The 24,713-nt window shown below is 45.0% G+C and carries 20 protein-coding genes; 5 read left to right on the forward strand and 15 right to left on the reverse strand.

All coding sequences use genetic code 11. The annotated features are described in order from the left end of the window. Window positions 1-105: 105 nt before the first annotated feature. The 8 genes from EV213_RS01225 to EV213_RS01260 form a co-directional block, all read right to left on the reverse strand. Window positions 106-948 carry a methyltransferase domain-containing protein gene (locus EV213_RS01225; RefSeq protein WP_133578651.1) on the reverse strand — a complete coding sequence of 281 codons (843 nt, stop codon included), beginning with the start codon at window positions 946-948 and terminating at the stop codon, window positions 106-108. Further along, window positions 890-2,077, reverse strand: a complete 1,188-nt coding sequence (locus EV213_RS01230) for a DEAD/DEAH box helicase (protein ID WP_133578652.1) — start codon at window positions 2,075-2,077, stop codon at window positions 890-892. Before EV213_RS01230 ends, EV213_RS01225 begins: the two co-directional genes overlap by 59 nt. Window positions 2,078-2,173: 96 nt before the next feature. Further along, window positions 2,174-3,574 (reverse strand): hypothetical protein, encoded by a 1,401-nt coding sequence (locus EV213_RS01235; RefSeq protein WP_133578653.1) that lies wholly within the window; start codon window positions 3,572-3,574, stop codon window positions 2,174-2,176. Window positions 3,575-3,758: 184 nt separating this feature from the next. Next, window positions 3,759-4,145, reverse strand: a complete 387-nt coding sequence (locus EV213_RS01240) for a tautomerase family protein (protein WP_133578654.1) — start codon at window positions 4,143-4,145, stop codon at window positions 3,759-3,761. Between the two features lie 180 nt (window positions 4,146-4,325). Continuing rightward, window positions 4,326-4,805, reverse strand: coding sequence for a GNAT family N-acetyltransferase (locus tag EV213_RS01245; protein ID WP_133578655.1), 480 nt, complete (start codon window positions 4,803-4,805; stop codon window positions 4,326-4,328). 207 nt (window positions 4,806-5,012) lie between these two features. Then, window positions 5,013-6,521, reverse strand: a complete 1,509-nt coding sequence (locus EV213_RS01250) for a carboxypeptidase M32 (protein ID WP_133578656.1) — start codon at window positions 6,519-6,521, stop codon at window positions 5,013-5,015. 355 nt (window positions 6,522-6,876) lie between these two features. Beyond that, complete coding sequence (locus tag EV213_RS01255) at window positions 6,877-8,331, reverse strand: DEAD/DEAH box helicase (RefSeq protein WP_133578657.1); 1,455 nt, start codon at window positions 8,329-8,331, stop codon at window positions 6,877-6,879. A gap of 642 nt (window positions 8,332-8,973) precedes the next feature. After that, window positions 8,974-10,038 carry an NAD(P)H-dependent flavin oxidoreductase gene (locus EV213_RS01260; protein ID WP_133578658.1) on the reverse strand — a complete coding sequence of 355 codons (1,065 nt, stop codon included), beginning with the start codon at window positions 10,036-10,038 and terminating at the stop codon, window positions 8,974-8,976. A gap of 225 nt (window positions 10,039-10,263) precedes the next feature. Here EV213_RS01260 and EV213_RS01265 point away from each other — a divergent pair, with 225 nt between their 5' ends. After that, window positions 10,264-11,481, forward strand: coding sequence for an MFS transporter (locus EV213_RS01265; RefSeq protein ID WP_341770310.1), 1,218 nt, complete (start codon window positions 10,264-10,266; stop codon window positions 11,479-11,481). 302 nt (window positions 11,482-11,783) lie between these two features. Here the strand turns inward: EV213_RS01265 and EV213_RS01270 are convergent, their stop codons facing one another. Both EV213_RS01270 and EV213_RS01275 read right to left on the reverse strand, forming a co-directional pair. After that, complete coding sequence (locus EV213_RS01270; RefSeq protein WP_133578659.1) at window positions 11,784-12,236, reverse strand: OsmC family protein; 453 nt, start codon at window positions 12,234-12,236, stop codon at window positions 11,784-11,786. A gap of 6 nt (window positions 12,237-12,242) precedes the next feature. Then, window positions 12,243-14,441 (reverse strand): type IA DNA topoisomerase, encoded by a 2,199-nt coding sequence (locus EV213_RS01275; protein WP_133578660.1) that lies wholly within the window; start codon window positions 14,439-14,441, stop codon window positions 12,243-12,245. Between the two features lie 176 nt (window positions 14,442-14,617). On the opposite strand from EV213_RS01275, the gene EV213_RS01280 reads away from it, so the two are divergent. The 4 genes from EV213_RS01280 to EV213_RS01295 all read left to right on the forward strand — a co-directional run bounded on the left by EV213_RS01280 (window position 14,618) and on the right by EV213_RS01295 (window position 19,203). Then, window positions 14,618-15,088, forward strand: a complete 471-nt coding sequence (locus EV213_RS01280; RefSeq protein WP_133578661.1) for a flavodoxin domain-containing protein — start codon at window positions 14,618-14,620, stop codon at window positions 15,086-15,088. A 487-nt stretch (window positions 15,089-15,575) separates the two neighbouring features. Beyond that, the gene (locus EV213_RS01285; protein ID WP_133578866.1) at window positions 15,576-16,667 is read left to right on the forward strand and encodes a type II asparaginase; all 1,092 of its coding nucleotides are present in this window, start codon (window positions 15,576-15,578) and stop codon (window positions 16,665-16,667) included. A gap of 339 nt (window positions 16,668-17,006) precedes the next feature. Beyond that, complete coding sequence (locus EV213_RS01290) at window positions 17,007-17,531, forward strand: type 1 glutamine amidotransferase domain-containing protein (protein WP_133578662.1); 525 nt, start codon at window positions 17,007-17,009, stop codon at window positions 17,529-17,531. A gap of 193 nt (window positions 17,532-17,724) precedes the next feature. Continuing rightward, on the forward strand, window positions 17,725-19,203 hold the full coding sequence (locus EV213_RS01295) for an alpha-N-arabinofuranosidase (RefSeq protein ID WP_133578663.1): 1,479 nt from the start codon (window positions 17,725-17,727) through the stop codon (window positions 19,201-19,203). Window positions 19,204-19,317: 114 nt separating this feature from the next. On the opposite strand, the gene EV213_RS01300 is transcribed toward EV213_RS01295, so the two are convergent. The 5 genes from EV213_RS01300 to EV213_RS01320 are packed head-to-tail and all read right to left on the reverse strand — an operon-like array spanning window position 19,318 to window position 24,680. Then, the gene (locus tag EV213_RS01300) at window positions 19,318-21,021 is read right to left on the reverse strand and encodes an adenine deaminase C-terminal domain-containing protein (RefSeq protein WP_133578664.1); all 1,704 of its coding nucleotides are present in this window, start codon (window positions 21,019-21,021) and stop codon (window positions 19,318-19,320) included. Window positions 21,022-21,024: 3 nt separating this feature from the next. Continuing rightward, the gene (locus EV213_RS01305) at window positions 21,025-22,107 is read right to left on the reverse strand and encodes an ABC transporter ATP-binding protein (RefSeq protein WP_133578665.1); all 1,083 of its coding nucleotides are present in this window, start codon (window positions 22,105-22,107) and stop codon (window positions 21,025-21,027) included. 13 nt (window positions 22,108-22,120) lie between these two features. After that, the gene (locus EV213_RS01310) at window positions 22,121-22,909 is read right to left on the reverse strand and encodes an ABC transporter permease (protein ID WP_133578666.1); all 789 of its coding nucleotides are present in this window, start codon (window positions 22,907-22,909) and stop codon (window positions 22,121-22,123) included. After that, window positions 22,906-23,736, reverse strand: a complete 831-nt coding sequence (locus tag EV213_RS01315) for an ABC transporter permease (protein WP_133578667.1) — start codon at window positions 23,734-23,736, stop codon at window positions 22,906-22,908. The genes EV213_RS01310 and EV213_RS01315 overlap by 4 nt, the downstream gene beginning before the upstream one ends. Then, complete coding sequence (locus EV213_RS01320) at window positions 23,733-24,680, reverse strand: nucleoside hydrolase (RefSeq protein ID WP_133578668.1); 948 nt, start codon at window positions 24,678-24,680, stop codon at window positions 23,733-23,735. Before EV213_RS01320 ends, EV213_RS01315 begins: the two co-directional genes overlap by 4 nt. Window positions 24,681-24,713 lie beyond the last annotated feature (33 nt).

A 24,713-nucleotide genomic window follows, 5' to 3' on the forward strand; every position in this document is an offset into this window, starting at 1 on the left:
GATTGGCTTTCGAGGCGCGAAGCTGAGTGAGGCGCGGAGTTGCCATCTGGGCAATGAGCACCGAACGAAGCAAAGCAACGACGAAAGCGAGCGTTTCTCAAAAGCCTAAACTAATGTGCCCTCAACTGCTCGAAGCACCATCCTCATTTCCTGCGCAGAAGTGTCTACCCACTCCCCATACTCTCGTTCGGCCAATGCCCGTTCATCCTCAATGAGAAATCCATCATTCACAAGCTGGTGGCCTCTACTCGCTGCCACTCCTTGCCATGTGCGAACACTTGCTTCAAAATGAGCATCTCCGCGATGAGCGACTTCATCTTGCACACTGACGTCAATGGCATGAAGCCCAGCCGCCGCAAACATATCAGGCAAATGATCTGCAATGGCATTGTCCATACCTGCATCTTTTCGCCATTGGAGGAAGGCATTATAAAATTGGCGCATTGATGCAGGAGGCTCGGGATTCCACGAAATCTGCTCATGCTGGTAATCCAATACAATAATCTTTCCACCTGGCTTCACGGCTTTCACGAGTTGTTTCAATGCTTGCTCTGGACGATCAAGCCATTGCAACACCCGTGCCGCTGTGACGATATCAAACTGATTTTCATACGGAAGTTCATAAATTGATCCGGTGTCAAAGTCAAGTCCTTCTATATGGCCAAACTCTTCCTTTGCTTTCTCAATCATTTCCGCACCCATGTCTATACCAACGACCTTCCCAGTCGGACCTGACATTAGGGCGATGTCCTTCGTAATTGCCCCTGTTCCACATCCTACATCAAGTACTGAAACCCCTGGACTCACGAGCTCAAACAGACGCGTATGGTCGTTTTTAAGGGTTCGCTTGTGCACGATATCATGCGTTTTTTCAGGCATTTCTGCGCGATTATTTGCTTTGTTTTCTTCCTCGTGGATGTTCTCCTGTTGTTCTTCCCTCTTCGACATCCTTAATTTCTCCCTTCCACCACTGCTTTCTTGTCGGTTCTTGTCCTAGTGGCGCCGTGAGCTTCTTCAATCGTGGAACGTCATATTCATTCACGATCGACACGACAGTGCCTGCGTTTGCACCGACTCGCCCCGTCCGGCCTGCTCGGTGAATGTATTGTTCTTTGTCCTTTGGCAAACCAACTTGAATCACATGTGTCAAATCAGGAATATCAATGCCCCTTGCAGCGACATCCGTTGTTAAAAGGAGGGCCGATTTGCCCGATCGAAGCTGCTGGATCGCTTTCGCTCTCTCTTGCTTGTCTGCTTCACTATGGAGTGCATCACATGGAATGCCTTTGAATGACAGCTTTTGTTTAAACATGTCCACATCGCCAATTTGATGCAGAAACACAATAGCGCGAATGCCTTTGAGCTGTGCTAGCTTTCGAACAACATCGATGTAATCACGGCGCTCCGCAGCAAAATAGATGTACTCATTTTGAGGCTTTAATGCTTCATGTTTAACTGACAGCACACTTGGCTCTTTCATTAAAGTTTGCGCTTGAGCGATTGCAGCCTCAGCCAATGTTGCTGAAAAAAGGACGACTTGACGATCCGCAAGTGTTGAGGAAACGATCGCCTTTACGGTCGGTACATGCTCCTTCGTGAGAAGCTGATCCCCTTCATCCAGAACGATCGTTTTCACTTCATGCATTTTTAGTTTTTTGAGTTGAATGAGCTCGTGAACACGTCCTGGCGTTCCAACGATAATATGCGGCTTTTTTTTCAGCTTGTCCAACTGTCGTTTCACATTCGTTCCCCCAATGAAGGAAGCTGCTCGTATGTCACTGTTTTTCGACCATGTTTGGACAACATCAAGAATTTGCATAACGAGCTCGTGGGAGGATGCCAATATAACGGCCTGTGCCTGTGGTCGATCCGACTGAATGCCATGAAGGATTGGCAGAACATAGGCTAATGTTTTGCCTGACCCTGCTGGCGCTTGAGCGAGTATATCCTTGCCTTCTTCTATTCGTGGGATGGCTTGGTCTTGTATATGTGTGAATTGGGTAAAGTGTGCCTCATTCCACGCGTTCTGAATAAAGGAGGGACTTTTTCCGACCCATTCTGGGAGTTGATCTGTCATCAGTAAACAACCTTTCTTGTTCTTGCTTTTCATTCTCCATAGTATAACACGGACATAATGAACGCCCCATAGCAAGAAGACCTATGGGGCAAATTTCTAGAAGAAGTAGAGACCAAAGAGCGTGGATATAATTAACCCTGCCATGACAGGTAAAAAGCTTTTACGAACGAGCTCCATTACTGGAACGTTAGCAAACCCAGCGACAGCAACGAGGGACGACCAAGCAATCAGAGTACCGCCACCAACCCATACAGACCCCATCTGACCTATTGCGCCAAGCGTTGCCACATCCACCCCGACAGTTGGACCGAGTGCGCCTGATAACGCACCAACAAGTGGGAGCCCTGAAAACCCTGATCCATCAAGACCTGTCAACATCCCAACGATGAGGATACCAAACCCCGCCATAAAGGCATTGTTCGGAATGTAGTTTTGCCCAGCTTCAACAAGTTCAAACAGGAATGATGGCGCCGTAGCACCTTCGGAAAGGCTTAAAACCGCGGCCGCCTGATCGCCACTACCGATAAAAAAGAAGCCGGCAATCGGAAGCACTGGTGCCATTGCTCTGAAAGCGAAGACAAATCCATCCACAAGGTGATCACTTACAGAGGAGAACATCGATTTCCAGTCCGTACTCGCACTTAAAGCGATCAGTATGAACAAGGCGGTGCCTCCAATGAGTGCAGCCCCTGCTCCGCCTTCAATGGAATCAACAAGTCCAGTAAACTTAGCGATGACCATGTATACAACGATACCTAAAAAGGCGAGTGGAACGATGATTGCATATGATGCTGCCATCTTTTTAATTGGTTTTCGTTCAGCCTTTTGTTTATCAACGTCTGAAGCAGATTGTTGTATTGGTGCAGTGATATATTTTCGCAAACTTAGGTAAGCAAGTAGGAGTGCTATACCTCCCGTAATAATTGAAAGCACAAAGGAACGATCTGCGACTGGTGTCATCTCTGTGGCAGCAGCGGTTGCGGTAAGCATTGGTGCAATTTGAATAATATAATCCGATGACAGTGCCATCCCTTGACCTGCCAACGAGATTGCAATCCCTGTACCAATGGGTGGAAGTCCTGCACGCACGGCCACTGGGATGAGTAGTGCACCAACAAGTGGTACGGCAGGTGTCGGCCAGAAAAACAAGGAGATGACATAGGTCACCATAGCAAGAACCCAAAACGACAAATGACCATTTTTCATAACGCGCTGGAATGGAACGATCATTAATTCGTCCGACCCCATTTTTTGCAACGCATTTAACAATGCGGTCATAATGGCAATAATTAAGAAGATATTAAATAACTCTCCAGCTGCCACTAAGCTCGCGTAAAACACAGTTTGCAGCCCCTCAAAAAACGAACCAAGATATGTCCAACCGACGAAAAATGTCATGATAATTGCAGGAACGACGACATTTTGGCGGAAGAGCATTGTCATGATAATGACGAGGGTGCCAACCAGATACATCCAGTGGGATGCTGTAAGCTCCATGGATCGCATACCCCTTCCAATCTATAGTGTAGGAACTTGCTTTACTATATGAGTGGACTAGGTCATGCGTGTAGAGGCAAACGCCTGTTTTGAAGGGATTCGGCAAAGATGTTTTCTTATCATGAAGGAAAAACCGCTTCCCAGTACCTAGCAGGGAAGCGGTTTTCTTATGATAGCTAAGATATTACACATCAACCTTATAAGGTAAGACCAATTCATCCCCAGGAACACCACGAATCCCCCAATTTTCCTTCGGTGTTTCAATGAGTGTCATTTCAATATCGTGTGGAGAAATCTGAAGTTCTTCGTGTATCCGGCGAAACAGGAGACGGATCAAAGTTTTCTTCGCCTCTACAGTTCTACCTTCAAAAAGAAGTATTTCAATAATGGTATAGGACGATGAACGATCATTGTAAATAAAATCATCTTCGTTCAGCCCAATAAAGCGATGAAATTTCTTCGCTTTTGGATAAGCAAACACCTCACAAATACTCTCGTGAATAATCCTTGATAGCTCATCTCTGACTTTCCTCAACTCTGTATGGTTGCCATACACCTTTACTTGCGCCATTGCGCCTCAACTCCTCTCAACTCAATAAAACAAGGTTACTACTAAATTCTTTAAGTGGTGTCAAATTTCCTTTTTAATAGTTCCTGAAGGATTTTTAGCTCTTGCTGTTCTCGCAATTTCGCCTATTCATATGCTTCTTTTTTCGGCTCGCTCTGAATGATTTCGAGCTCGCTTTTCTTCTCATTGCTCGTTTGCCGATTTTGACACATTCAAAAAATAATGATAGAACTCATTATCTTTCACAAATCCGCACTTTTCATAAAGTGCTTGAGCCTTCGTATTGTCAAGAGATGTCGATAAGGCCACGCCTTTCGCCTTTGTATTTACGCTGAACGCTCTCACTTGATCTAGTAACAGCGACGCAACCCCTTGGCTACGATGGTCTTCTCGTACATAGAGATCGTTAAGCACCCATGAACGTTGCATAGAGATGGACGAGAACGTTGGGTATAGTTGAGCAAAACCTATCGCTTGACCTTCCGATACGGTCTTTGCGATAAAAATAATCGACTCCGCGTGGTCGAACCGACGAAATAGAAAATCTCTCGCGCCCTCAATATCGGAAGACTGCTCATAAAACACACGATAGAGATCAAATAAGGGCACTAAGTCATTCAAATCCTGAATGGTCGCTTGATAGATTGTATAGTGTTCTGTCATGTTTGAAATTCCCCCTCACTTCTGCCATCTTTCAACTGAACAAGACGAAAAATTTTCAGTAACAAGAGAAGCTCCTCTCCCTTTCACGAAGCAGGAAGAAGAGCTAAAACCCTCTGATTTATTACCTAGATTTTAAGCTAAACAAGCTTAATCAACCTAATTGATAGACTCTATCTCTTCCCTTAATTACTGCACACCAACTTTTTATTAATCTAACTTATAAATTTCAGTATATTTCGCTGTGAGATAATCAATTAGTGGCTGCGCATCCAACGGACCACCTGTAATATCCTGTACAAGCTCACTAGGCGTTTTCATCTTTCCATGTTGATGAACGTTTTTCGTTAACCAGCTTGTGATAGTGCCAAGCTCCTCTTTTTGGATGATATCAGTGAGCGAAAAATCGCTTTCCATCGACTTTGCAAACTGAGCTGCATAAATATAGCCTAGGGCGTAGGATGGGAAGTAACCAAAACTACCGCCTGCCCAATGCACATCCTGGAGGACACCCTTTGCGTCGTTTTCCGGACGAATTCCTAAGTATTCTTCCATTTTGTCATTCCAAATGGCAGGCAAATCTTTGACCTCATATGTGCCATCAAATAAGCCTTTTTCAATTTCGTAACGCACCATAATATGAAGGCAGTAGGTCAGCTCGTCGGCTTCAATTCGAATCAACGACGGGCCAGCGACATTGATCGCACGATAAAAATCCGCTTGGGAGACGTTATCAAACTGCTCATTTGCGTATGTTTTCAGCTGCGTATAATGATTATCCCAAAACGCTGTGTCTCTGCCAACAAAGTTCTCCCAAAAAAGGGACTGTGACTCATGAATGCCGTAAGAAGCTGCTGAACAAAGCGGCGACCCTATAAGATCCTCGCTAATGTTCTGCTCATACAAGGCATGCCCACCTTCGTGGATGGTTCCAAACACGGCGGTACGGAAATCCTTTTCATCGTATTTCGTCGTTACACGAACATCATTTGGATTCAAACCAATCGCAAACGGATGAACAGCGGTGTCCAGTCGTCCGGCATCAAAGTCGTATCCCATCGACTTGAGCACATCGAGGCTAAACGCTTTTTGTTTGTCCTGAGGAAATGAGCGAAATAGAAAATCTGTTTCCGGTGCGTTCGGGGACTGTTTGATTTTCTCTAGCAATGGTACGATCGCTTCACGCACTTGGCCAAACACACGATCCACCGTTTCTACAGTAATACCAGGTTCAAACTGATCCATTAATGTATTGTACGGATTCCCTTCATATCCCCATAGCTCTAAAAATTCCTTCGTATTGGCGACAATCTTCTCTAGATACGGTTGAAAGGAAGCAAAATCACCAGATACCTTCGCACCTTCCCACGCGCTTTCCGCCTGCGCACAAAGGACGGTATGGGCACGAAACTTTTCCGCGGGAATTTTAGCAGACAGATCATATGTTTTCTTACTCTCTTCAACTGAACGCCTCGTTTTTTCCGAGAGTTCATTTTTTGACGCAAGTAACGTCGTGAGAGCTTGTTTCATTGCGTCTGAGGTTTGCAGTAGAAAGCCCTCTTCTGAAAGGGTTCCAAGCACCTCAGATCTTTGTGCAATCCCTTTTTTTGGTGCACCTGTGCGCATATCCCATGCAACCAGCCCTGTGGCTTCATGATAGCTTGCTATTTTTTGTGTTAACGCTTCATAGGTTTCTATTGCATTTTGAAAATTTGTCACCGAAACATCCTCTCCTCTACTATTTTTTCCAGTTTAGCAGACCCAAAATGAAAGTTCGAGCATGATCACTCCATTTATGTGTGGACTGATCGTTTTGAACCCTAATTATTGTAATAAAAAAGCAGCTATGGTTTAGATTGATAAACCACAGCTACTTTTTCAGGCTGATGAAAAACGCTCGCTTTCTTTGTTGCTTTGGCTTGTCCGGTGCTCATTGCCCTTATGGCAACTCCGCTCCTCTCAAGCCTTCGTGCTTAGATAAGACAAACGTTTTCATTCAGCCTGACTTCATTTGATGAAAAACGCTCGCTTCCTTTGTTGCTTTGGCTTGTCCGGTGCTCATTACTACTTCTCTTTATCTCGAACGTCCGCCGCGGCGACTTTGAGAGTGATTGGGACGCTTCGGTGCACCTTGTCCAAATGATTTGGAATTTCCGGTGCCTCCTCGCCCAAACGATTTTGCTTTTCCAGCGCCACCTTGTCCTGTACGAGGACCTGACTTAGATTTTCCAACGCCGCCTTGCCCTGAACGTGGTCCAGGTTTTCCATCGTTACGCTCTTTCTTTGCAGGCACATCACGCTTGCCTGCATATGTTCCTTTGCCGCGCTGATGGGTTGATTTTTTAGAGTGCTGGCCCGTATCCGCTGTTTTCGAACCTGTCTGCTTTTCAGGCGTTTGGCTATCTGTTACAAGACGTCCATCCTTGACAGTTTGTCGGCGTAGTGGCATTTTTATCCCTCGCTCGATCCTGCGCACATCATCAGCATCTCTTGGCGTCACCAATGAAACAGCAAGACCGGATGCCCCCGCTCGTCCTGTTCGTCCGATACGATGAATGTATTGCTCTGTGTCTGGAGGAAGGTCGTAATTAAAGACGTGTGTGATGCCTTCCACATCAATGCCACGTGCGGCTACGTCTGTCGCCACAAGCACCTGAATCTTTGCCTCTCGAAACTGCTTCATCACACGCTCGCGTTTCGCCTGTGACAAATCGCCGTGAAGCTCGTCAGATAGAACACCTGCCTCTAATAGTTCCCCATTCAGCTGCCTCGCTCTTCGTTTTGTACGACAAAACACAATCGCTAAATACGGCTGGAATTGATGAATTAATGTGACGAGAGTGTCTTTTCTTGCGCGGTGTGTTGTTTCGACAGCAATTTGCTTAATTTCCTTAACCGTAACCGTTTCAGCCTCGCTTGTGACCGTTACTGGATCCTTCATATACGTTCGTGCCAGCTTGCGAATTGGTTGTGGCATCGTTGCCGAACAAAGCACCATTTGGCGATTTCCCGGTGTCCTGCTAATAATGTCCTCAATATCATTCAAAAAGCCAATTTCAAACATTTGATCCGCTTCATCAATGACAAGATGGCGCAGGCTTCCGAGACGTATTGTGCCTCGATTTAAATGATCAATAAGGCGACCTGGTGTACCAACAACAATCGGCGTATTTCCTTCAAGTCGTTTAAGCTGCTGATCGACCTGTTGCCCACCGTATAGCGCAAGAACATCCGCGTCCAAATGAGACGTTAACGCTTTGATTTCTTCCGTAATCTGCAGAGCAAGCTCTCGTGTCGGTGCAACAATAAGTGCTTGCACAGCCTGGCTACTCTCATCGAGCTGTTGGATGATAGGCAAGGTGTAGGCTAAGGTTTTTCCTGTACCTGTTTGCGCCTGTGCAATAACATCCTTTCCCTGCAAAAGGTGGGGAATTGATTTATGTTGAATGTCCGTCGGGTGCTTGATTCTTTGTTCATCTAGGGCGTCAATCAACTGTTGATTCAAACTGTATTCATAAAAAGTGTACATTCTCTAAAATCCTCGTTTCTCATCAATAAGCTAGTGTTTATCTCATTGTACCTTGTTTGAACGATTTCCGAAAGAAGACTCCCACAGTACATATGAAAACAAACGCTTTCAACGAATAATTAATTCAGCTGGTTCTTTTTACTAGAGCCCCATCAGGTAATGTAGATCTTATTTTATTTAGAAAAAAAGATGTGCGTGTTCTCTTATCGACCTTTTATGGTTTTACTTCATTCCTTAACCAAACGACATTCGTGTAAGAGGCACCAGGTCATCTACCTTGAAACATTGTACGTACTTGCCTTATTTGGTTGCCACACGGCTTTTTACCTTCTATAAGAGACCAAGCCACCATAAAACAATGTACGCAGAAACAAACATCAGCGTAGTCAACATGCGTAGACTCTAGTGGGATCAGCGCGAGCTGAAGATCCCCTCGGAAAGCAAGATTCCCAGGAAGCTGAAGCCGTGCCCCACAGAAAGCGAAGTTTGTTGACGGAGCGATCCATAAAGACCTCGTCATGTTTTCTTTACTGCTAGAGTCTCACTAGTTACCGCTTTTGGTTAGTGTAAAGAACGAATGAAATGAGATAAACCTTGTTGGTTCAATTTCGGCCATAACCAACGAAGGTAGTGGAAAGGGCACTAGCCATTCGAAACACGCTCAATCTGAGCGATTGTTTCGACCATCCATTCTGTGGCAGATTGTTTTTGACTTAAACGCGGATTTTGCCCACACCAAAGCGACATCAATTCCGGTCTATTACGTTTAGCTGCTTCTTTTCGAATGTCTTGTGTCAATGCATTCAGAATGGGATACCCCGGCAACGTGCCTTCATGCTCTTTCATCTTCTTACTAAATTGGTTTTGTATTCCTCTTGCAGGTTTCCCACTAAACACTGACGTCATTACTGTTTGATCCTCTGTAGTGTTTAAAATGGCTTCCTTATGTTGCTCCTTGGCACCACTTTCCAAGCTGGTGACAAAAGCGGTGCCTAGCTGTGCCGCTTGGGCGCCTAAAACAAGAGAAGCAAAAATACCTCTACCGTCCATAATCCCACCCGCAGCAATCACTGGGATACTGACTTGATCAACGACTTGGGGAATTAATGACATCGTCCCAATCATAGACGCTTCAAAGGCACCGTGAAAAGTGCCTCGATGCCCCCCAGCTTCACTGCCTTGGGCGACAATCATATCTACCCCACTCTCCTCATTCAGAACAGCTTCATTCACTGTGGTTGCGGTCCCAATTGTAATGATCTTTTTTTCCTTCAATACGTGAAGGCGTTCTTTTGAGGGGACGCCAAACGTAAAGCTGCACACTGGAACCTCATGGTTTAAAATCACTTCCATTTGTCTCTCAAAAAGCAAATCATCTTGGTTGAGAGTGGGTTTCGTTGTTAGTTGCAGTTCTTCCCTAAAGGCTCGTAACGATTGATTTGCATTGAGCAGTTCTTCATCGGTCACTTCTGGATATTCAGGGATAAAAACATTGACAGCGAACGGTTTTGTCGTCTGTTTTTTTATCTCAACGATGGCTTGGCTCATTTTTTCGGGACTCATGTACCCGGCACCCAACGTCCCTAATCCACCGGCGTTAGAAACGGCAGCGACTAATTCAGGCGTTGTCACCCCGCCAGCCATCCCCGCCTGAATGATTGGGTAGTTGATCTTAAGCATCTGTGTTAGATTATTTTCATTCCACATGACATCAGATCCTTTCCATATCTATTTCACAATCAATTATAAGGAACACTCTACCTCTAACTAAAGAAAATTAAACGCATTGCATTAGAGGATAGCACAATGTTTCGTTTTGTAAATAATCCGAAAGGCGAAATTTTTAATTGAGTTTACGCTCAAACAGGAGTACGATAGATTGGAGAATTTCCCTTCATCACATCAAAAACAGCAAGAAAGGCAGGGCTTTGATTGAGGAAAAGAAACGTACACCAAGAGCCATTGTGGACTCGTTCCTTCACGATGCTCGTCATTGCCAATTTATTTGTTTTTATGAGCTTTCAAATGTTAATCCCTATCATGCCCCCTTATATTCAATCTCTTGGTGCAACTGAGTTAGAGATTGGACTTGTAACTACGCTATTTTCTGTTGGTGCTGTCATTATACGTCCCTTTATTGGGTATTTACTGAGCTATCGTGCACGTCGATGGCTTGTCCTCATTGGTTCAATGTCACTTCTCATCATGACAATACTGTATCCATTGTCAAATATCGTCCTTGTCTTTTTAATGATCAGACTTTTCCATGGCATCGCCTGGGGATGGTCCACGACAGTGAACGGCACAGCGGCTGTGGACATCACACCAAATGCCCGCTTAGGCGAGGGGATGGGGTATTTTGGACTTTCAGTGACGATTGGGATGATTGTTGCGCCTGGGCTTGGAATTATTCTCTACAATCAGTATGACTTCAACGTTAATATAATTGTTTCAGCGATTCTCGGAGTTGCCGCATTTTTCATGCTTTCTACAATTAAATATTCCACACCTGAGGCCGTCGAAGCGACAAAAAAAGAGGATGTGCCCTTTTCGTTTCTAGGTTCCCTTGTTGAAAAAAATGGCTGGTATCCAGCGATTGTAACGTTATGCTCCACCTTTGCTTATGGCACGGTCGTGACCTTTATTATGATTTTTGCCGAAGACCGTGCGATTGAAAGTATTTTTCTGTTTTATGTAATGAACGCGATTGTTGCGACCATTGTCCGTCCGATCACAGGACGGTGGTTTGACCGTAGAGGACCTCGTGCCATCGTCATTAGTTGTGCGTTTATTGCCTTTATCGCGATGTGGGTGCTCTCGTATACAACCTCATGGATTGGCATTTTAGTTGTTGGCTCTTTATTTGGACTTGGCTTTGGCTCTCTAATGCCGGCATTGCAAGCCTGGGTGCTGTCGAAAGCATCATCTGAACGCAGAGGCGTCGCCAACGGAATGTACATGTCCTGTATTGACCTTGGTATCGGCCTAAGTAGCTTAATTTTTGGGCTTATCGCTAGCTCCGTTCAAACAGGAACACTTTTTCAAATGTCGAGTGTATTTTTCCTCGTAGCCATTGCCCTTACCTGGAAGGCAGATAAAAATACAATTGATACAAGACCTCCTTCCTCACGTTCGGTGCAGCAGAGTTAAATAAATCAATGGAAAAAGAACGTGATCCCCTTGGGCACGTTCTTTTTTTTTTGCTGCATTGTATTGACCTCTCGTACTTTGGTACATCATCTAGGCTATCTCGAAACCTCGGGCACGAACCTCTAATTCCCGGGCACTCTTTGGTCTTTTTCGGGCACATCGGCGTGGAATCCGGACACTTACCGTTTAGTTTCGGACACTTGTCTTCCGTTCGGGCACTCATTGATCTTTTTCGGGCACTTTACTTCTAAGGTCGGGCACTTCTGCGACCCCGACCTACCAGCGGACGCCCCAATCTCTTATCATTCGATGCCCCACTTTATAATCGGTTCTGCCTTCACTTCCACGTTGCCTTTTAACGCTCGTGTAATCATACAGGAAGCTTCCGCTTTGTGGGCAAGCCGCTCCACCTTTTTCTCAAGCTCTGGCGATTCTACTGCGGTAAACACGATGGTTGGCCGGTGGGTAATCTCTTTATAGGTGAATACGTTGTCTGTCACATCAACAAGAGCTTCTGATTCGAGAGTAAGCGGTGCGACCGTAACATTCGAGCGTTCAAGCATCGCCGCTAGTGTAATGAGGAAGCATGTGGCAGCGGCGCCAAGCAGCATTTCGTCCGGATTCGTCCCTGCGCCCGGTCCGCCCATGCTTTTAGGAATGGATACTTTGGATTCAAGCTTTCCACAAGAGATGCGCCCTTCACTATTTCTACCGCCTTCCCAGCCTGCTTTCAAATGAAAGTGGTGAATCGCCATTCATTCTCACTCCTTCTTCGTCGTTTGTTTTGATGATCGCTTTGGTTTAGCAAATTCAAACCCTAAACTTCCTTTTTCCCTGTCTTTCCATACGAGGTAGGCATCAAATGATGATTTACCTTTGAACCCTTTAATAAGCGAAGATTTTCCATTAGTGAGAAGCTTTTTGACTGCCGCTGCTGTAATCGATTTTCCTAAAATCGTCTTGCTCAACGTGAACGGGCATTTTGTTGTGCTAAATTGATCACAGCCATACAGTTTTCCTTTGTCAACGACGTTCCCCCCACATGTGGGGCAAGAACCCAGAGGCTCTTTTGAAGACAATTGCGTTTGCCGTGTCCTTGGAGGAGATGCGTTTTGTTTTTGTTCTAATGGCTGAACGATCCAGCCCGAGGATGCTTGAACCGCATCTGTCACGAGCTTGCTGGCAAATTTTCTAGATTGCATAATAAACTGTTCTGAGGACGCCTTGCCTGAGCCAATTTCCTTCAACCGTTTCTCCCATCGTGCCGTGAGCTCTGGTGAGGCTAAGACGGTGTCTCCTATACAGTTAATAAGCACATGCGCTTTTTCCGTCGGGACGATGCGATGCTTTTGAAGCGTAATATACTCCAGCGCTTTGAGACGTTCAATAATGGCTGAACGAGTGCTCTCTTCACCAATGCCTGAGGCTTCTTTCAGAACTCGTCCAAGCTGCTTGTCTTCAATTGCCTGACCGGCATTTTTCATTGCCGTGATTAAGTCCCCTTCTGTATACCGCTTTGGTGGCTCTGTTTTTCCTTCTTTGACATTCATTTTTCTCGAAATACCAGTCATTCCTTCTATCACATCGGGCAGCGGTTTCGACGATGGCGTTTCCTCTGCAAACAACACCTTCCGCCATCCAGGCTCTAACAGCTGCTTGCTTTTTGACAAGAAGGTTCGCTCTGCACACAATGTCGTGATGTTGCGATGACTGTATTTCGCAGGTGCACAGTGAGCCGCAATAAAGGAACGGACTACAAGATCATACATAGCGGCCTCATCTTTCCCAAGCCTGTCCATCTTCGGCATTTTCTCAGTAGGTAGGATAGCATGATGATCCGTCACTTTTTTGGCGTTCACATAGCGACGATCTGTCGCAATCGATCGTGTTGTATGGATCAGCAAATCAGCAAAAGTCTGCTGTTGTCCTAATTTTTTCAGGATCTCTGGAAACGTCGCTGCTTCCGCTGCTGTCACAAACGGGCTGTCTGTTCGCGGATAAGAAATATACGATCGCTCGTACAGCTTCTGTAAAAGTTGAAGTGTCTTCTTGGCTCCATATTTATACCGTTTATTCGCCAACGCCTGCAGTGAAGACAAGCTATGAAGATTCGGTGGTTGCAGCTGCTTTGTTTCATGCGTTGCCGAGGTGATTTGGCTCGGCTGATTGACGGCCTCATTCGCATGCTTTTCTGCTTCTTCTTTAGATACGAATCTCGTGCCTCCTTCGCGCTGCAATGTGCCTTCATAAACGTTGCCTTCCACGTCAAACGTACCAATCACTTCATAAAAAAGCTCTTCAGTAAACGCCTGAATGGCTTTTTCCCGTTGCACAATTAAGGCTAGAGTTGGCGTTTGCACACGTCCTGTCGCGTACACTTCACGAGCTTGCTGCTGTTGACGTAGAAGTAATGTATAGGCACGGCTTGTATTCATTCCGACAAGCCAATCCGCATAACTTCGGGCTAATGCCTCTTCATATAGTGGTCGTGTCGCCTCGATATCAAGCAGATTAGAAAACGCATCCTTCACCGCTTGAGGTGTCAGGCTTTGTGTCCAAAGTCGTTTCATAGGTTTTTTCACGCCGGTCATGCGGACGACGAGCTGAACGATAAGCTCCCCCTCACGTCCTGGGTCTCCTGCCGCAATAATCGTGCGCACACTCGGGTCGCGAAGTACCGTTTTTATTGATTGAAAACGTTTTGCACGACCGCGTACCATTTTGTATTGAAATTGATCTGGCAACATCGGCAAATGATCAAGTGACCACCGCTTCCATTGCCCATTCAACTCATGGGGCGATTTAATTTCAAACAAATGACCTGCACACCACACAATTTTCGCGCCTTGTGGGAACTGTTCACACGGGCGAATAATGATTACATCTTTTTGTTTTTGATGTGAAAAAGGCGCTGCCAATGCTTCTGCCTGGCTCGCTTTTTCAGCCACTATGGCATCCATATGACCCCTCACTCTCTCTTCTATGTAGTGTAGCATGTTTGAAACGGACTGTCTGAGACAATCTCTTTTACAAGTTGGTGTCTATTTCGTGAACAGTGAACAAATCGATTGCATTGAGATAGATTCTCATTTAACATAAATGAGAAAAGTTCTCAAATAAAAGGAGCGACCCTACGATGAAAATTCTTGTTGCCTATGTGAGCATGTCTGGTTCAACAGAAGAGATTTCGGAACTGATTGTCGAAGGCATTGAAGCGGCAGGACATTCTGCGGAGCGAATTCATATTGAAGAAGAAGGACTAGAGGCAAAAGCATTGGCGGCGTATGACGGCATCCTTATTGGTTCTTATACGTATGGAAACGGAGATCTCCCTTATGAAATGGACGATTTTTATGACGATTTAAACGATGTTGAGTTAGCACATACCACCTTCGCAGTGTTCGGCTCATGTGACTCCGCGTATGAAATATATGGAGGAGCTGTGGATACATTAGAGAAGAAGTTGATCGACTGTGGAAGTGTTCAGCTTCAGTCCTCGTTAAAGGTGGAGCTGGCGCCGATGGGAGAAGAGATGGAGGCTTGCAGACAGTACGGCAGGCAGTTTGCGGAACGATTGCATGAGACGAAAACAACGCAACAAAAATGATTAATTCTATCCAAAACACACCGTTCAACACTCATAAAGAATTATCCATATGATACCATGAGAAAAGGATTCCGTATAGCTTAGGGAGGCGACGATACGTGCTTTTTAAAGCAATCAAATCCGTAGATCAAAAATCTACGAGTCAAGCTTTTTTTATCTCTTGGGTCACATGGGGTGTGCTGATACTTATCAATGTCAGCTACGAAGGTTTTTACGAAACGCCACTGATTTCAAGCCTACTTCTCTTTTGGAGCGGGTTAATCGTCTTTTTTCTTAGCGATTTTCTATTAAAAATACATGCGAGAAGACGAGTAAAAGCACATTGATGGGGATCTTCAACTCTTGTTTCCCTCGTATCTTTTGAAATATAATCACCATGCGATATCTCGTTAACAATTCTGACATAATTTACACAACATACGCCTTCTGATGATACACTTCTTTACACAACACTATGTTTCTATCAGGAGGAATGATATGTATGATAATGATGAAAAAACGTGTGGTTGCCCTCGGTCTAGCTTTTAGTCTAGCAATTCCTGCATCAACAGGGTTCGCAGCCTCTTCAACATCATCCGTTCAGGATCTGTTAGGGATGCAGGAAGAATCGCTTCCTAATGTTAAGATTCTTGCAACAGGAGGTACGATCGCTGGGTCTGCCGCGTCAAATACTGCGACAACAGGGTATACGGCAGGCGCTATTGGCGTGGAAACACTCATTGATGCCGTACCAGAACTTACCGATATCGCAACGATTAGCGGTGAACAGATCGCTAATGTAGGCAGCCCAAATATCGATACAGACGTGTTGCTAACACTTGCGAAACGTGTAAATGTACTACTTGCACAAGATGATACAGATGGCATTGTGATCACTCATGGTACCGACACACTTGAAGAAACCGCTTTTTTCTTACATATGACAGTGAAATCAGACAAGCCTGTAGTCGTTGTTGGTGCAATGCGACCTGCAACAGCTATTTCTGCTGACGGGCCTATGAATTTATATAATGCCGTCAAGGTCGCAGGCGCTGAAAAATCAGTCGGCAAAGGGGTCTTGGTTGTTCTTAATGACCGCATTGGGTCAGCCAGAATGATCTCAAAAACAAATACAACGATGCTCGATACATTCCAGAGTGAAGAATATGGGTTTTTAGGCGCTATCGCTGGTGGTGAAATACATTATTATCAAGAGATGCTTCGAAAGCACACGACAGAAACACCATTTGATGTGAGTGAATTGACGGAACTGCCTCAAGTCGATATTTTGTACGGGTACCAAAACATGCCTTCTTATCTCTTTGAAGCGGCAGCTGCAAATGGAGCTGATGGGATTGTAACTGCTGGGTCTGGCAACGGGTCCTTGTCGTCCATCGGATCAGAGGTGGTGAAGAAAGTCATTGAAAAGGGAATCCCTGTCGTCAGAGCCTCACGCGTTGGCAATGGCATCGTTACAGAAACGTCAAACGGAATTGCAGCGGATTCCTTAAACCCGCAAAAAGCACGTATTTTACTTATGCTCGCGCTTACTGAAACCGATGACCCAGAAGTTATTGAGCAATACTTTAACGAATTTTAATTGAAAACAAATGGCTGTCCGAGGTGAACTCCTTCGGACAGCCATTCATTATTTCTTGGGAAATAATTGTCGAATGATCATGCGTCCATTCGATTATCAAAGGGATATCATGCCCCTGTGACATGCGCCGCTTCGTTTTTTCAAATCGACATGTGACAAGCGAACATTGCCCAAAGATAGCTTTTTTCGATCCCACCAGCTGCCCTCGTCATTCAAATGACCTTCTTTCTGTATAAGTAAAGGATTGACTTCACCAAAAAACGACATGTTCAATATGAGGAACATTCTTTTACAGCTGCCGTTTGACATGATACGATAATTGAAAATGAGGTGATGAAGATGAGACTTTCTAACAAGAAAGTGATTGCCCTAGTGGATGAAGAGTTTGAAGATCTAGAATTGCACTACCCGATCCTTCGTCTTCAAGAAGAAGGCGCCAAGGTCGACTTGGTTGGGCAAGAAGCCGAGAAAACGTATATGGGTAAATATGGCGTTCCTGCGCGTACCACACATGCGTATAGTGACATTGATCCAAGCGCATATGATGCTGTTCTTGTACCAGGGGGTTGGGCGCCAGACAAGCTACGACGCTACCCAGAGGTGTTAGATATCGTTCGTCATATGGACGAGCACAAAAAGCCCATCGGACAAATTTGCCACGCTGGCTGGGTGCTTATATCGGCAAATATTTTAAAAGGCGTCAAGGTCACGAGTACACCAGGCATTAAAGACGACATGACCAATGCTGGAGCCGAGTGGTTTGATGATGCCGTTGTTGTTGACGGTCACATTATCTCAAGCAGACGACCACCTGATCTCCCCCCTTACGTGAAGGCTTTTGCAGATGTACTGGCTGATCAATAAAACATGGTTTGAAGGAAGCTGTCCTATATTGTGGACAGCTTTTTTATTTCGAGTCGACCTTTTCACACCACAAACACATTTAGTCACAGCTCAAAGATGTCCATCTTTCTAGATAATCCTTTTCCTTCTCAAATGAATGCGCTAATATGAAGAATGAAAAGCCTTACATATAAATTTAGAGAGGAGCTTGTGTATGAGTGAAATGAAAATTCGCCCGTTCCCCGAAAAGAAAACGATTAGCAAACACATTTATGGTCATTTTTCTGAACATTTAGGTCGCTGTATCTATGAAGGTTTTTGGGTTGGTGAGGACTCAGAAATTCCAAATACGGACGGCATTCGCAATGATGTTGTGGAAGCGCTTAAACAGTTAAACATTCCAGTCTTACGCTGGCCTGGCGGCTGCTTTGCTGACGAATATCATTGGAAGGATGGCGTTGGTCCAAAAAGCGAACGCGCAAGGATGATCAATACCCATTGGGGTGGTGTCGAGGAAAACAATCACTTTGGCACGCATGAGTTTTTACGGCTATGTGAGTTGTTGGAGACCGAGCCTTACATTAGCGGCAATTTAGGAAGCGGCACCGTTCGAGAAATGCAAGAATGGGTTGAATATATGACCAATGATGGCGAATCCCCTATGGTCAATTGGCGAAAAGAAAACGGAAAAAAAGAGCCTTGGAAAATTAAATACTTCGGCGTTGGTAATGAAAACTGGGGCTGTGGTGGCAACATGCGTCCCGAATATTATGCAGATGAATATCGACGTTATGCGACGTATGTGCGCAATTACAATGGCAACGAGATTTATAAAATCGCTTGTGGACCTAATGTCGAAGACTATAAATGGACTGAAGTGCTCATGCGCGAAGCCTCCTGCCGAATGCACGGTCTTAGCCTTCATTACTATACGACGGCTACAGGCGTTTGGAAGAAAAAAGGTCCTGCCACTGGGTTTGGCTCAAACGAATGGTTTAGTACACTGAAAAACACACTGTATATGGAGGAATTAATACAGAAACACTCTAAGATTATGGACAAATATGATCCTGAAAAACGAGTAGGCATTATTATTGATGAGTGGGGCACATGGTACGACGTCGAACCGGGCACTAATCCTGGATTTCTTTACCAACAAAATTCCCTTCGTGATGCACTTGTCGCCGGCATTAATCTGAATTTGTTCCATAAACATTGCGACCGTGTCCATATGGCCAACATTGCTCAAATTGTAAACGTCCTGCAATCTGTCCTTCTAACTGATGGTGAAAAAATGGTGAAAACCCCGACCTATCATGTGTTTAACATGTTCAAGGTGCATCAGGATGCCGAGCTGTTAGACCTCCATTTTGAAAGCCAAGAATATCGTTTAGGGAATGAAGTGATACCGCAGATTAGTGCGTCAGCTTCACAAAATGCAGAAGGAACCATTCATCTCTCCTTATGCAATCTATCACACAAAGATAGCGCTGAGTTATCAGTATCCATTGAAGGGCTCACGAATGCGACAGTTCACGGGCAAATCTTAACGTCTGATACACTCGATGCACACAACACTTTTGATGCACCAGATACCTTGAGTCCGGAGATTTTCCAAGACGCTTCAGTTCGTTCCGGTAACGTACACGTTGCTTTACCACCAGCATCTGTCGTCGTTTTGGCATTAACGTAAAAAAGAGCCTGTCCTGTGACGCTCAGGACAGGCTCTCTTCTTTTAACGTTGGGTGCATTTCTAAATGTTTGGGCTCGCTCCCTTTACGTTCACCAAAAGAGCATCTATTATCAGTTACACCTCAAGAGGGACGACAATACCTTCGTTGACATCGATGAGTCCGTGGTCCGTAATTTTTAAGGCAGGGCTCACTGGCAATGAATGTGTGCTAATAGACATAACTGGATTGTAATGCTCGTAGCCTAACGCTTCCATCGCGCGTCTGAGTTTAGCAACTTCTTTTGCCGCTTCTTCAAAAGGCAACTCCGTTAGAATGCCGCCTACAGGCAACGCTAAAAAGTGAGTCACTTTTCCGTTTTCGACAACACAGAAGCCCCCTTGTGCAGCAATAACTTCATTTGCAGCAATTGTCATATCTGCTTTGGTTTGCCCAACAACAAGTAGGTTATGATTGTCATGGGAGTATGTCGTTGCAATGGCGCCTCGCTTAATCGTATCCCCTTGAATTAACCCACGAGCACTTTGCCCATTTTTTCCGTAGCGTTCGAAGACGGCCACACAGCCTTGGGAGCTCTCTTCCCAACATATTTCACCATTGCTCGTGGTCAATGTTTCATGCGACTCCTCGGTAAACGTCGACCCGTCATTGACGTTCATTACGCGGCAACTTACGGTACCTTGCTTCTTTGTTTTTATCACAAAATCAGCTTCGGATAACGGCGACAGTTGAACGGACGAGTAAAAATGGGAAGGAAATTGCTTTTCCTTACTTGCCTGCTTCTCCTTCGAAGAGGCACTAAACACATGTGCCCCTTTCTTATACACCGAATGAATCGCCATGGCATTGACATCATCTAGCAATGAGAAGTCTGCTATTTTCCCCGGAGCAATGCTGCCGCGATCTGTCATGTTCATCCGACGTGCGGACGTATACGTGGCGGCATAAATCGCATCCTCTGCACGCATGCCCATTGCTATCGCTTTTTTTACGATATGGTTTAAGTGCCCCGTCTCCAAAAAGGCGTCCGCCATGACATCATCTGTCACAAAGCAAAAATGCTCTGCCAAAGCTGGCGTGTCCAACACATATTGCATCACGTCTGGCGTCATAGACTTTTCTTGCAGCTCAATAAACATGCCTGCTTTGATGCGTGCTTCCATACCTTCTGGCGTTTGATGGGTATGATCTGAATCTGCGCCAGCAAAAATGAACTGGGCAAGCTCAAGGTCCATTAGCTTCGGACAATGCCCTTCAATCACCAAGTTTGGATGTTTCGCTCTCATATAATCCAACACTTGATTGGTTTTGCAGTCAGGATCACGAATAACGTCGACATAATTCATAATCTCTCCAAGACAAATGACCTTCCCAGAGGAGATCAATGCTTCCATGTCTTCGACTTCAATTGTTCCCCCTGTGGTTTCCCTTGGCGTCGCTGGCACAGAGCTTGGGATCGCGGTAAATAAATCCGCTGTGCACTTGTCTTGGGCTTCAATCATGGCTGTGATTCCTTCAATGCCAAACACATTCGCCATTTCATGGGGCTCCGCAACAACGGTTGTCACCCCATTTTTCAACAAACCGTAGGAAAAGGTGTCTGGTGTCATCATTGAGCTTTCAATATGCAAATGAATGTCGACAAGCCCAGGAATCATACTTCTTCCCTCAGCATCTAGAACGATATCTGCCGTAAAACGTCCATCTGCCTGACCAATATAAAGAAATCGCCCATCTTTAATCGCTACATCTGCGCCTTCAAAGCATTTAAAGGAAGAGTGATACACATTAGCATTCGTGACAAGCACATCTACATGCATGACCTACGCCTCCTTTTGGTCAACAAGCACCATGCGTTCTGGCGCAAACAATAGATCCACGTCAGTGCCTGCTTCAAACGGCTGCTCCATTTCCTGATTGACCGTAAAGCTTCCATGCGCCGTGTCAACCACGTATTGAAAGCTACGACCAAGAAACGTCCGAACTCTGACCGTTCCAGGAATGACGTTACCTGCTGGCATTGAATGTGGTGCTCCGCGGTGCACGACAGCAAGATCATCTGGTCGAATGGCTGCCGCAAGGGCTGTTTCGTTGGATGTTCCTGGGTGGTCTCCAGCAAAAAAGGTTTGTCCTGCCAACGAAAGCTCATGACCGCCTGTTACTTTTTTCCGTGAATCAAAATGCAAAAAGTTGCTGAAGCCAATAAACCGTGCAACAAATTCAGTCGTTGGGTAACGGAAAATGGTTGCAGGATCGGCAAGCTGTTCGATATCGCCTTTGTTCATGATGGCCACTTTATCTGAAATCGAGAAGCACTCCTCTTGATCATGGGACACGTAGACCGTCGTAATGCCAAGCTCTTGCTGAATGCGCCGAATTTCAACACGCATGTTGACACGGAGGTTGGCGTCCAAATTACTTAACGGTTCATCAAACAATAAGAGATCAGGTTGGATAACAAGTGCTCTAGCAATTGCAACACGCTGGCGTTGCCCACCTGACAGCTCAGCTGGAAAACGCTCGCCAAAATCATTTAAATTCACAATATCAAGCATATCCTGTACACGCTTTTTCACATCAGTTCCTGTGACTTTGCGCAATTTCAACCCAAAGGCGACGTTGTCAAAAACCGTCATGTGTGGAAAAAGAGCATAGCTCTGAAACACAAAACCGAAATTCCTTTTGTTTACTGGAACCTTCGTGTAGTCCGATCCATCGAAAAGAAACTGTCCACTTTTCGCTTCTAAAAATCCTGCAATCAGTCGAAGCGTCGTTGTTTTGCCACAGCCGCTTGGTCCAAGCAAAGAAACAAGCTCGCCTTTTGCAATATCTAAATTAAACTGTTCAAGAATTGGCGTTTTTTGATTATAGGTAACCGTTACATCTTTTAACGTTAACAGTGCCAAAAAGATCCCTCCATTATCGTTTCGTAAAATACGTTAAACCGAGCAAGCGCTCAATTAGGAACATCAGCACTCCTGTCAGTAGCATCAGCAACACCGAAACTGCGGCAATTGTCGGATCAAAATAATTTTCTACATACGTCAGCATTTGGATAGGGAGCGTACTCACGCCTGGACCTGTCATAAACACGGACACATCAACATTGTTAAATGATTCAAGGAAGGCAATGATGACCCCAGCAATGACACCTGACTTGATGTTGGGAAGAACAATTTTAAAGAACGTTTCTACGCGTCCAGCACCAAGGCTTATGGCCGCTTCCTCAACAGCAAAATCAAAGTTTGCCAGACTGGATGCAATCACACGAACGATAAATGGAAGCATCAGCACGGTGTGTCCTATTAAAAGCCCCGCATATATTGGGATTTGAAATGTAACGATGACGTATTTTAACAAGGTAAAACCAAACACCACTCCAGGAATTAAGACGGGTGAAATAAAAATGGCATTTAAGAAAGCTTTGCCTTTAAAATCATAGCGGCTCAGCGCATAGGCGGCTGGCACACCTAAAAGCAACGCGAGAATGTTTCCAGCAAATGAAACGATGATGGACGTAACAAACGTCTTCATAAACATATCGACTTCAAAGATATTTTCATACCAACGGAAGGAAAAGCCATCAGGTGGGAACTTTAATACTTCGTTTGGTCCAAAGGAAGTTGCAGAGATGATTAAGAGCGGACCTAATAAAAACAAAAAGATAAGAAACGTATAGATCCCGAGCAAAGGGCTGTTCTTTTTCATGACGCATACCCCTTCGGATTCAGTTTGGCGGCGAGTTTATTCATCACGCCGATGACGATAAATGTGATGACGATCATAATCGTTGCGACAATGGAAGCCATGTACCAGTCATTTAACGTCATTGCATTCTGATAAAGGAATGTCGAAATAACTTGTTGCTTCCCACCTAATAGAGCCGGTGTGGTGTACGCGGTTAAGCTCCCGACAAAAACAAGGATACTGCCAATAATTATACCGGGTACACAAAGAGGCACAATGACCTTCCAAAATGATTTAATTTTTGATGCGCCAAGGCTTTCTGCAGCCTCTAACAAATCACCAGGGATGTTTTCCATCACACCAACTAGCGAAATAATAATGAGCGGCAAAAACAAGTGAATGAGACCGATCATCATCGCCGTTGGTGTGTACAAAATATTGAGTGGTTCAGCGATGAGACCAATACCTTGTAGGAAGTCATTTAACAAACCGTTTCTTCCTAAAATGATCATCCACGAAAAGGAACGAACGACAGCACTCGTTAACAAAGGGAAAATGGCTAATGCTAAAAGCACTGCTTTTTTTCTAGCCCCAAGCTTGGAAATGTAATAAGCAACAGGAAAGCCAATGACATTACACACAAGTGTTGTCACAAAAGCAACCTGTAGGGTTGTCCAAAGAATTTCTAGAAAAAAAGGATCTGAGAAAAAGTATAAATACCCTTCGAAACTAAAGGAGCGATCCTTAAAAAAGGTTGTGCCAATGGTGAGCGCGATTGGAACGATCATGAATACGGTAATAAATAAGAAGCCAGGCAGTAAGAGGCCGTATGCATAACGTTTTTTCATGATTCACTTCCCTCCTTGCCATCAAATTGGTGAAGCATTGCTTTCATAAAAGCATCCGATTGGACCGTCGTTGCAACATTCACGTTTGGTTGTTTCCTTAAGCGTTGCTGTACATCGACCACCGTCTGGCCGTCACACAAATCACTATTTGTTTCAACATCAACATAATAAGGCACTGTTCCTAGAAGCTCAGGCCAGAGAACTGCGCCAACAGCGAGCGGATCGTGCATGGCACATGCTTTTATGCCATTACGCTCTTCATACCTCATCATATAATGCGCCGTGGCGTCTTTAAGAAAAGCAGTAAGTGGAGACTCTGGTAATGAATTTAAGTGACCTGGTGTAAGCAACGCCTTTCTTGTGACATCTAAGCCGACCATCGTGACAGATGGAAAGCCGGCGTTTAGCACTTTCTTTGCGGCCTCGGGGTCAGCAAAAATATTGAACTCGGCAACAGGTGTGATATTGCCATAATCAAACGCTGAACCACCCATAAACACTAAGGAACTAACTTTTTCAGGCAGCTTTGGATCTCGATCTAAAGCCATGGCCAAATTCGTCATCGGCCCTGTGAGTAGTATCGTTATGTCCCCTTCATGAGCCTGGACAGATTGCGCAATCCATTCATCAGCTTGAACCGTCGCATCAACCAATGGTTTCTCCGACGCTGGCAGCCTTGCCCCTCCAAGACCGTTGTCCCCATGAACATGGTGTTCATGCACGGGTGGTCTCGCCATTGGCTGATTCGCCCCAGGGATCACAGGGATTTCTACTCCTAGAAGCGATAGGACATTGACTGTATTTTCTGTCGCCATATCAAGCGACACATTTCCTGAAACAGTCGTTACTCCTAGAATATCTAATTGATTACTTCGACAGGCTAAGGCTAAAGCAATGGCATCATCAATTCCTGTATCAACATCAATGATTAGTTTCGTTTTCATTCATCTTGTCCCCCTTTTAGGCGTGACAAACGG

Origin of the sequence: Aureibacillus halotolerans, from assembly GCF_004363045.1 — a bacterium.
GTDB lineage: Bacteria > Bacillota > Bacilli > Bacillales > DSM-28697 > Aureibacillus > Aureibacillus halotolerans.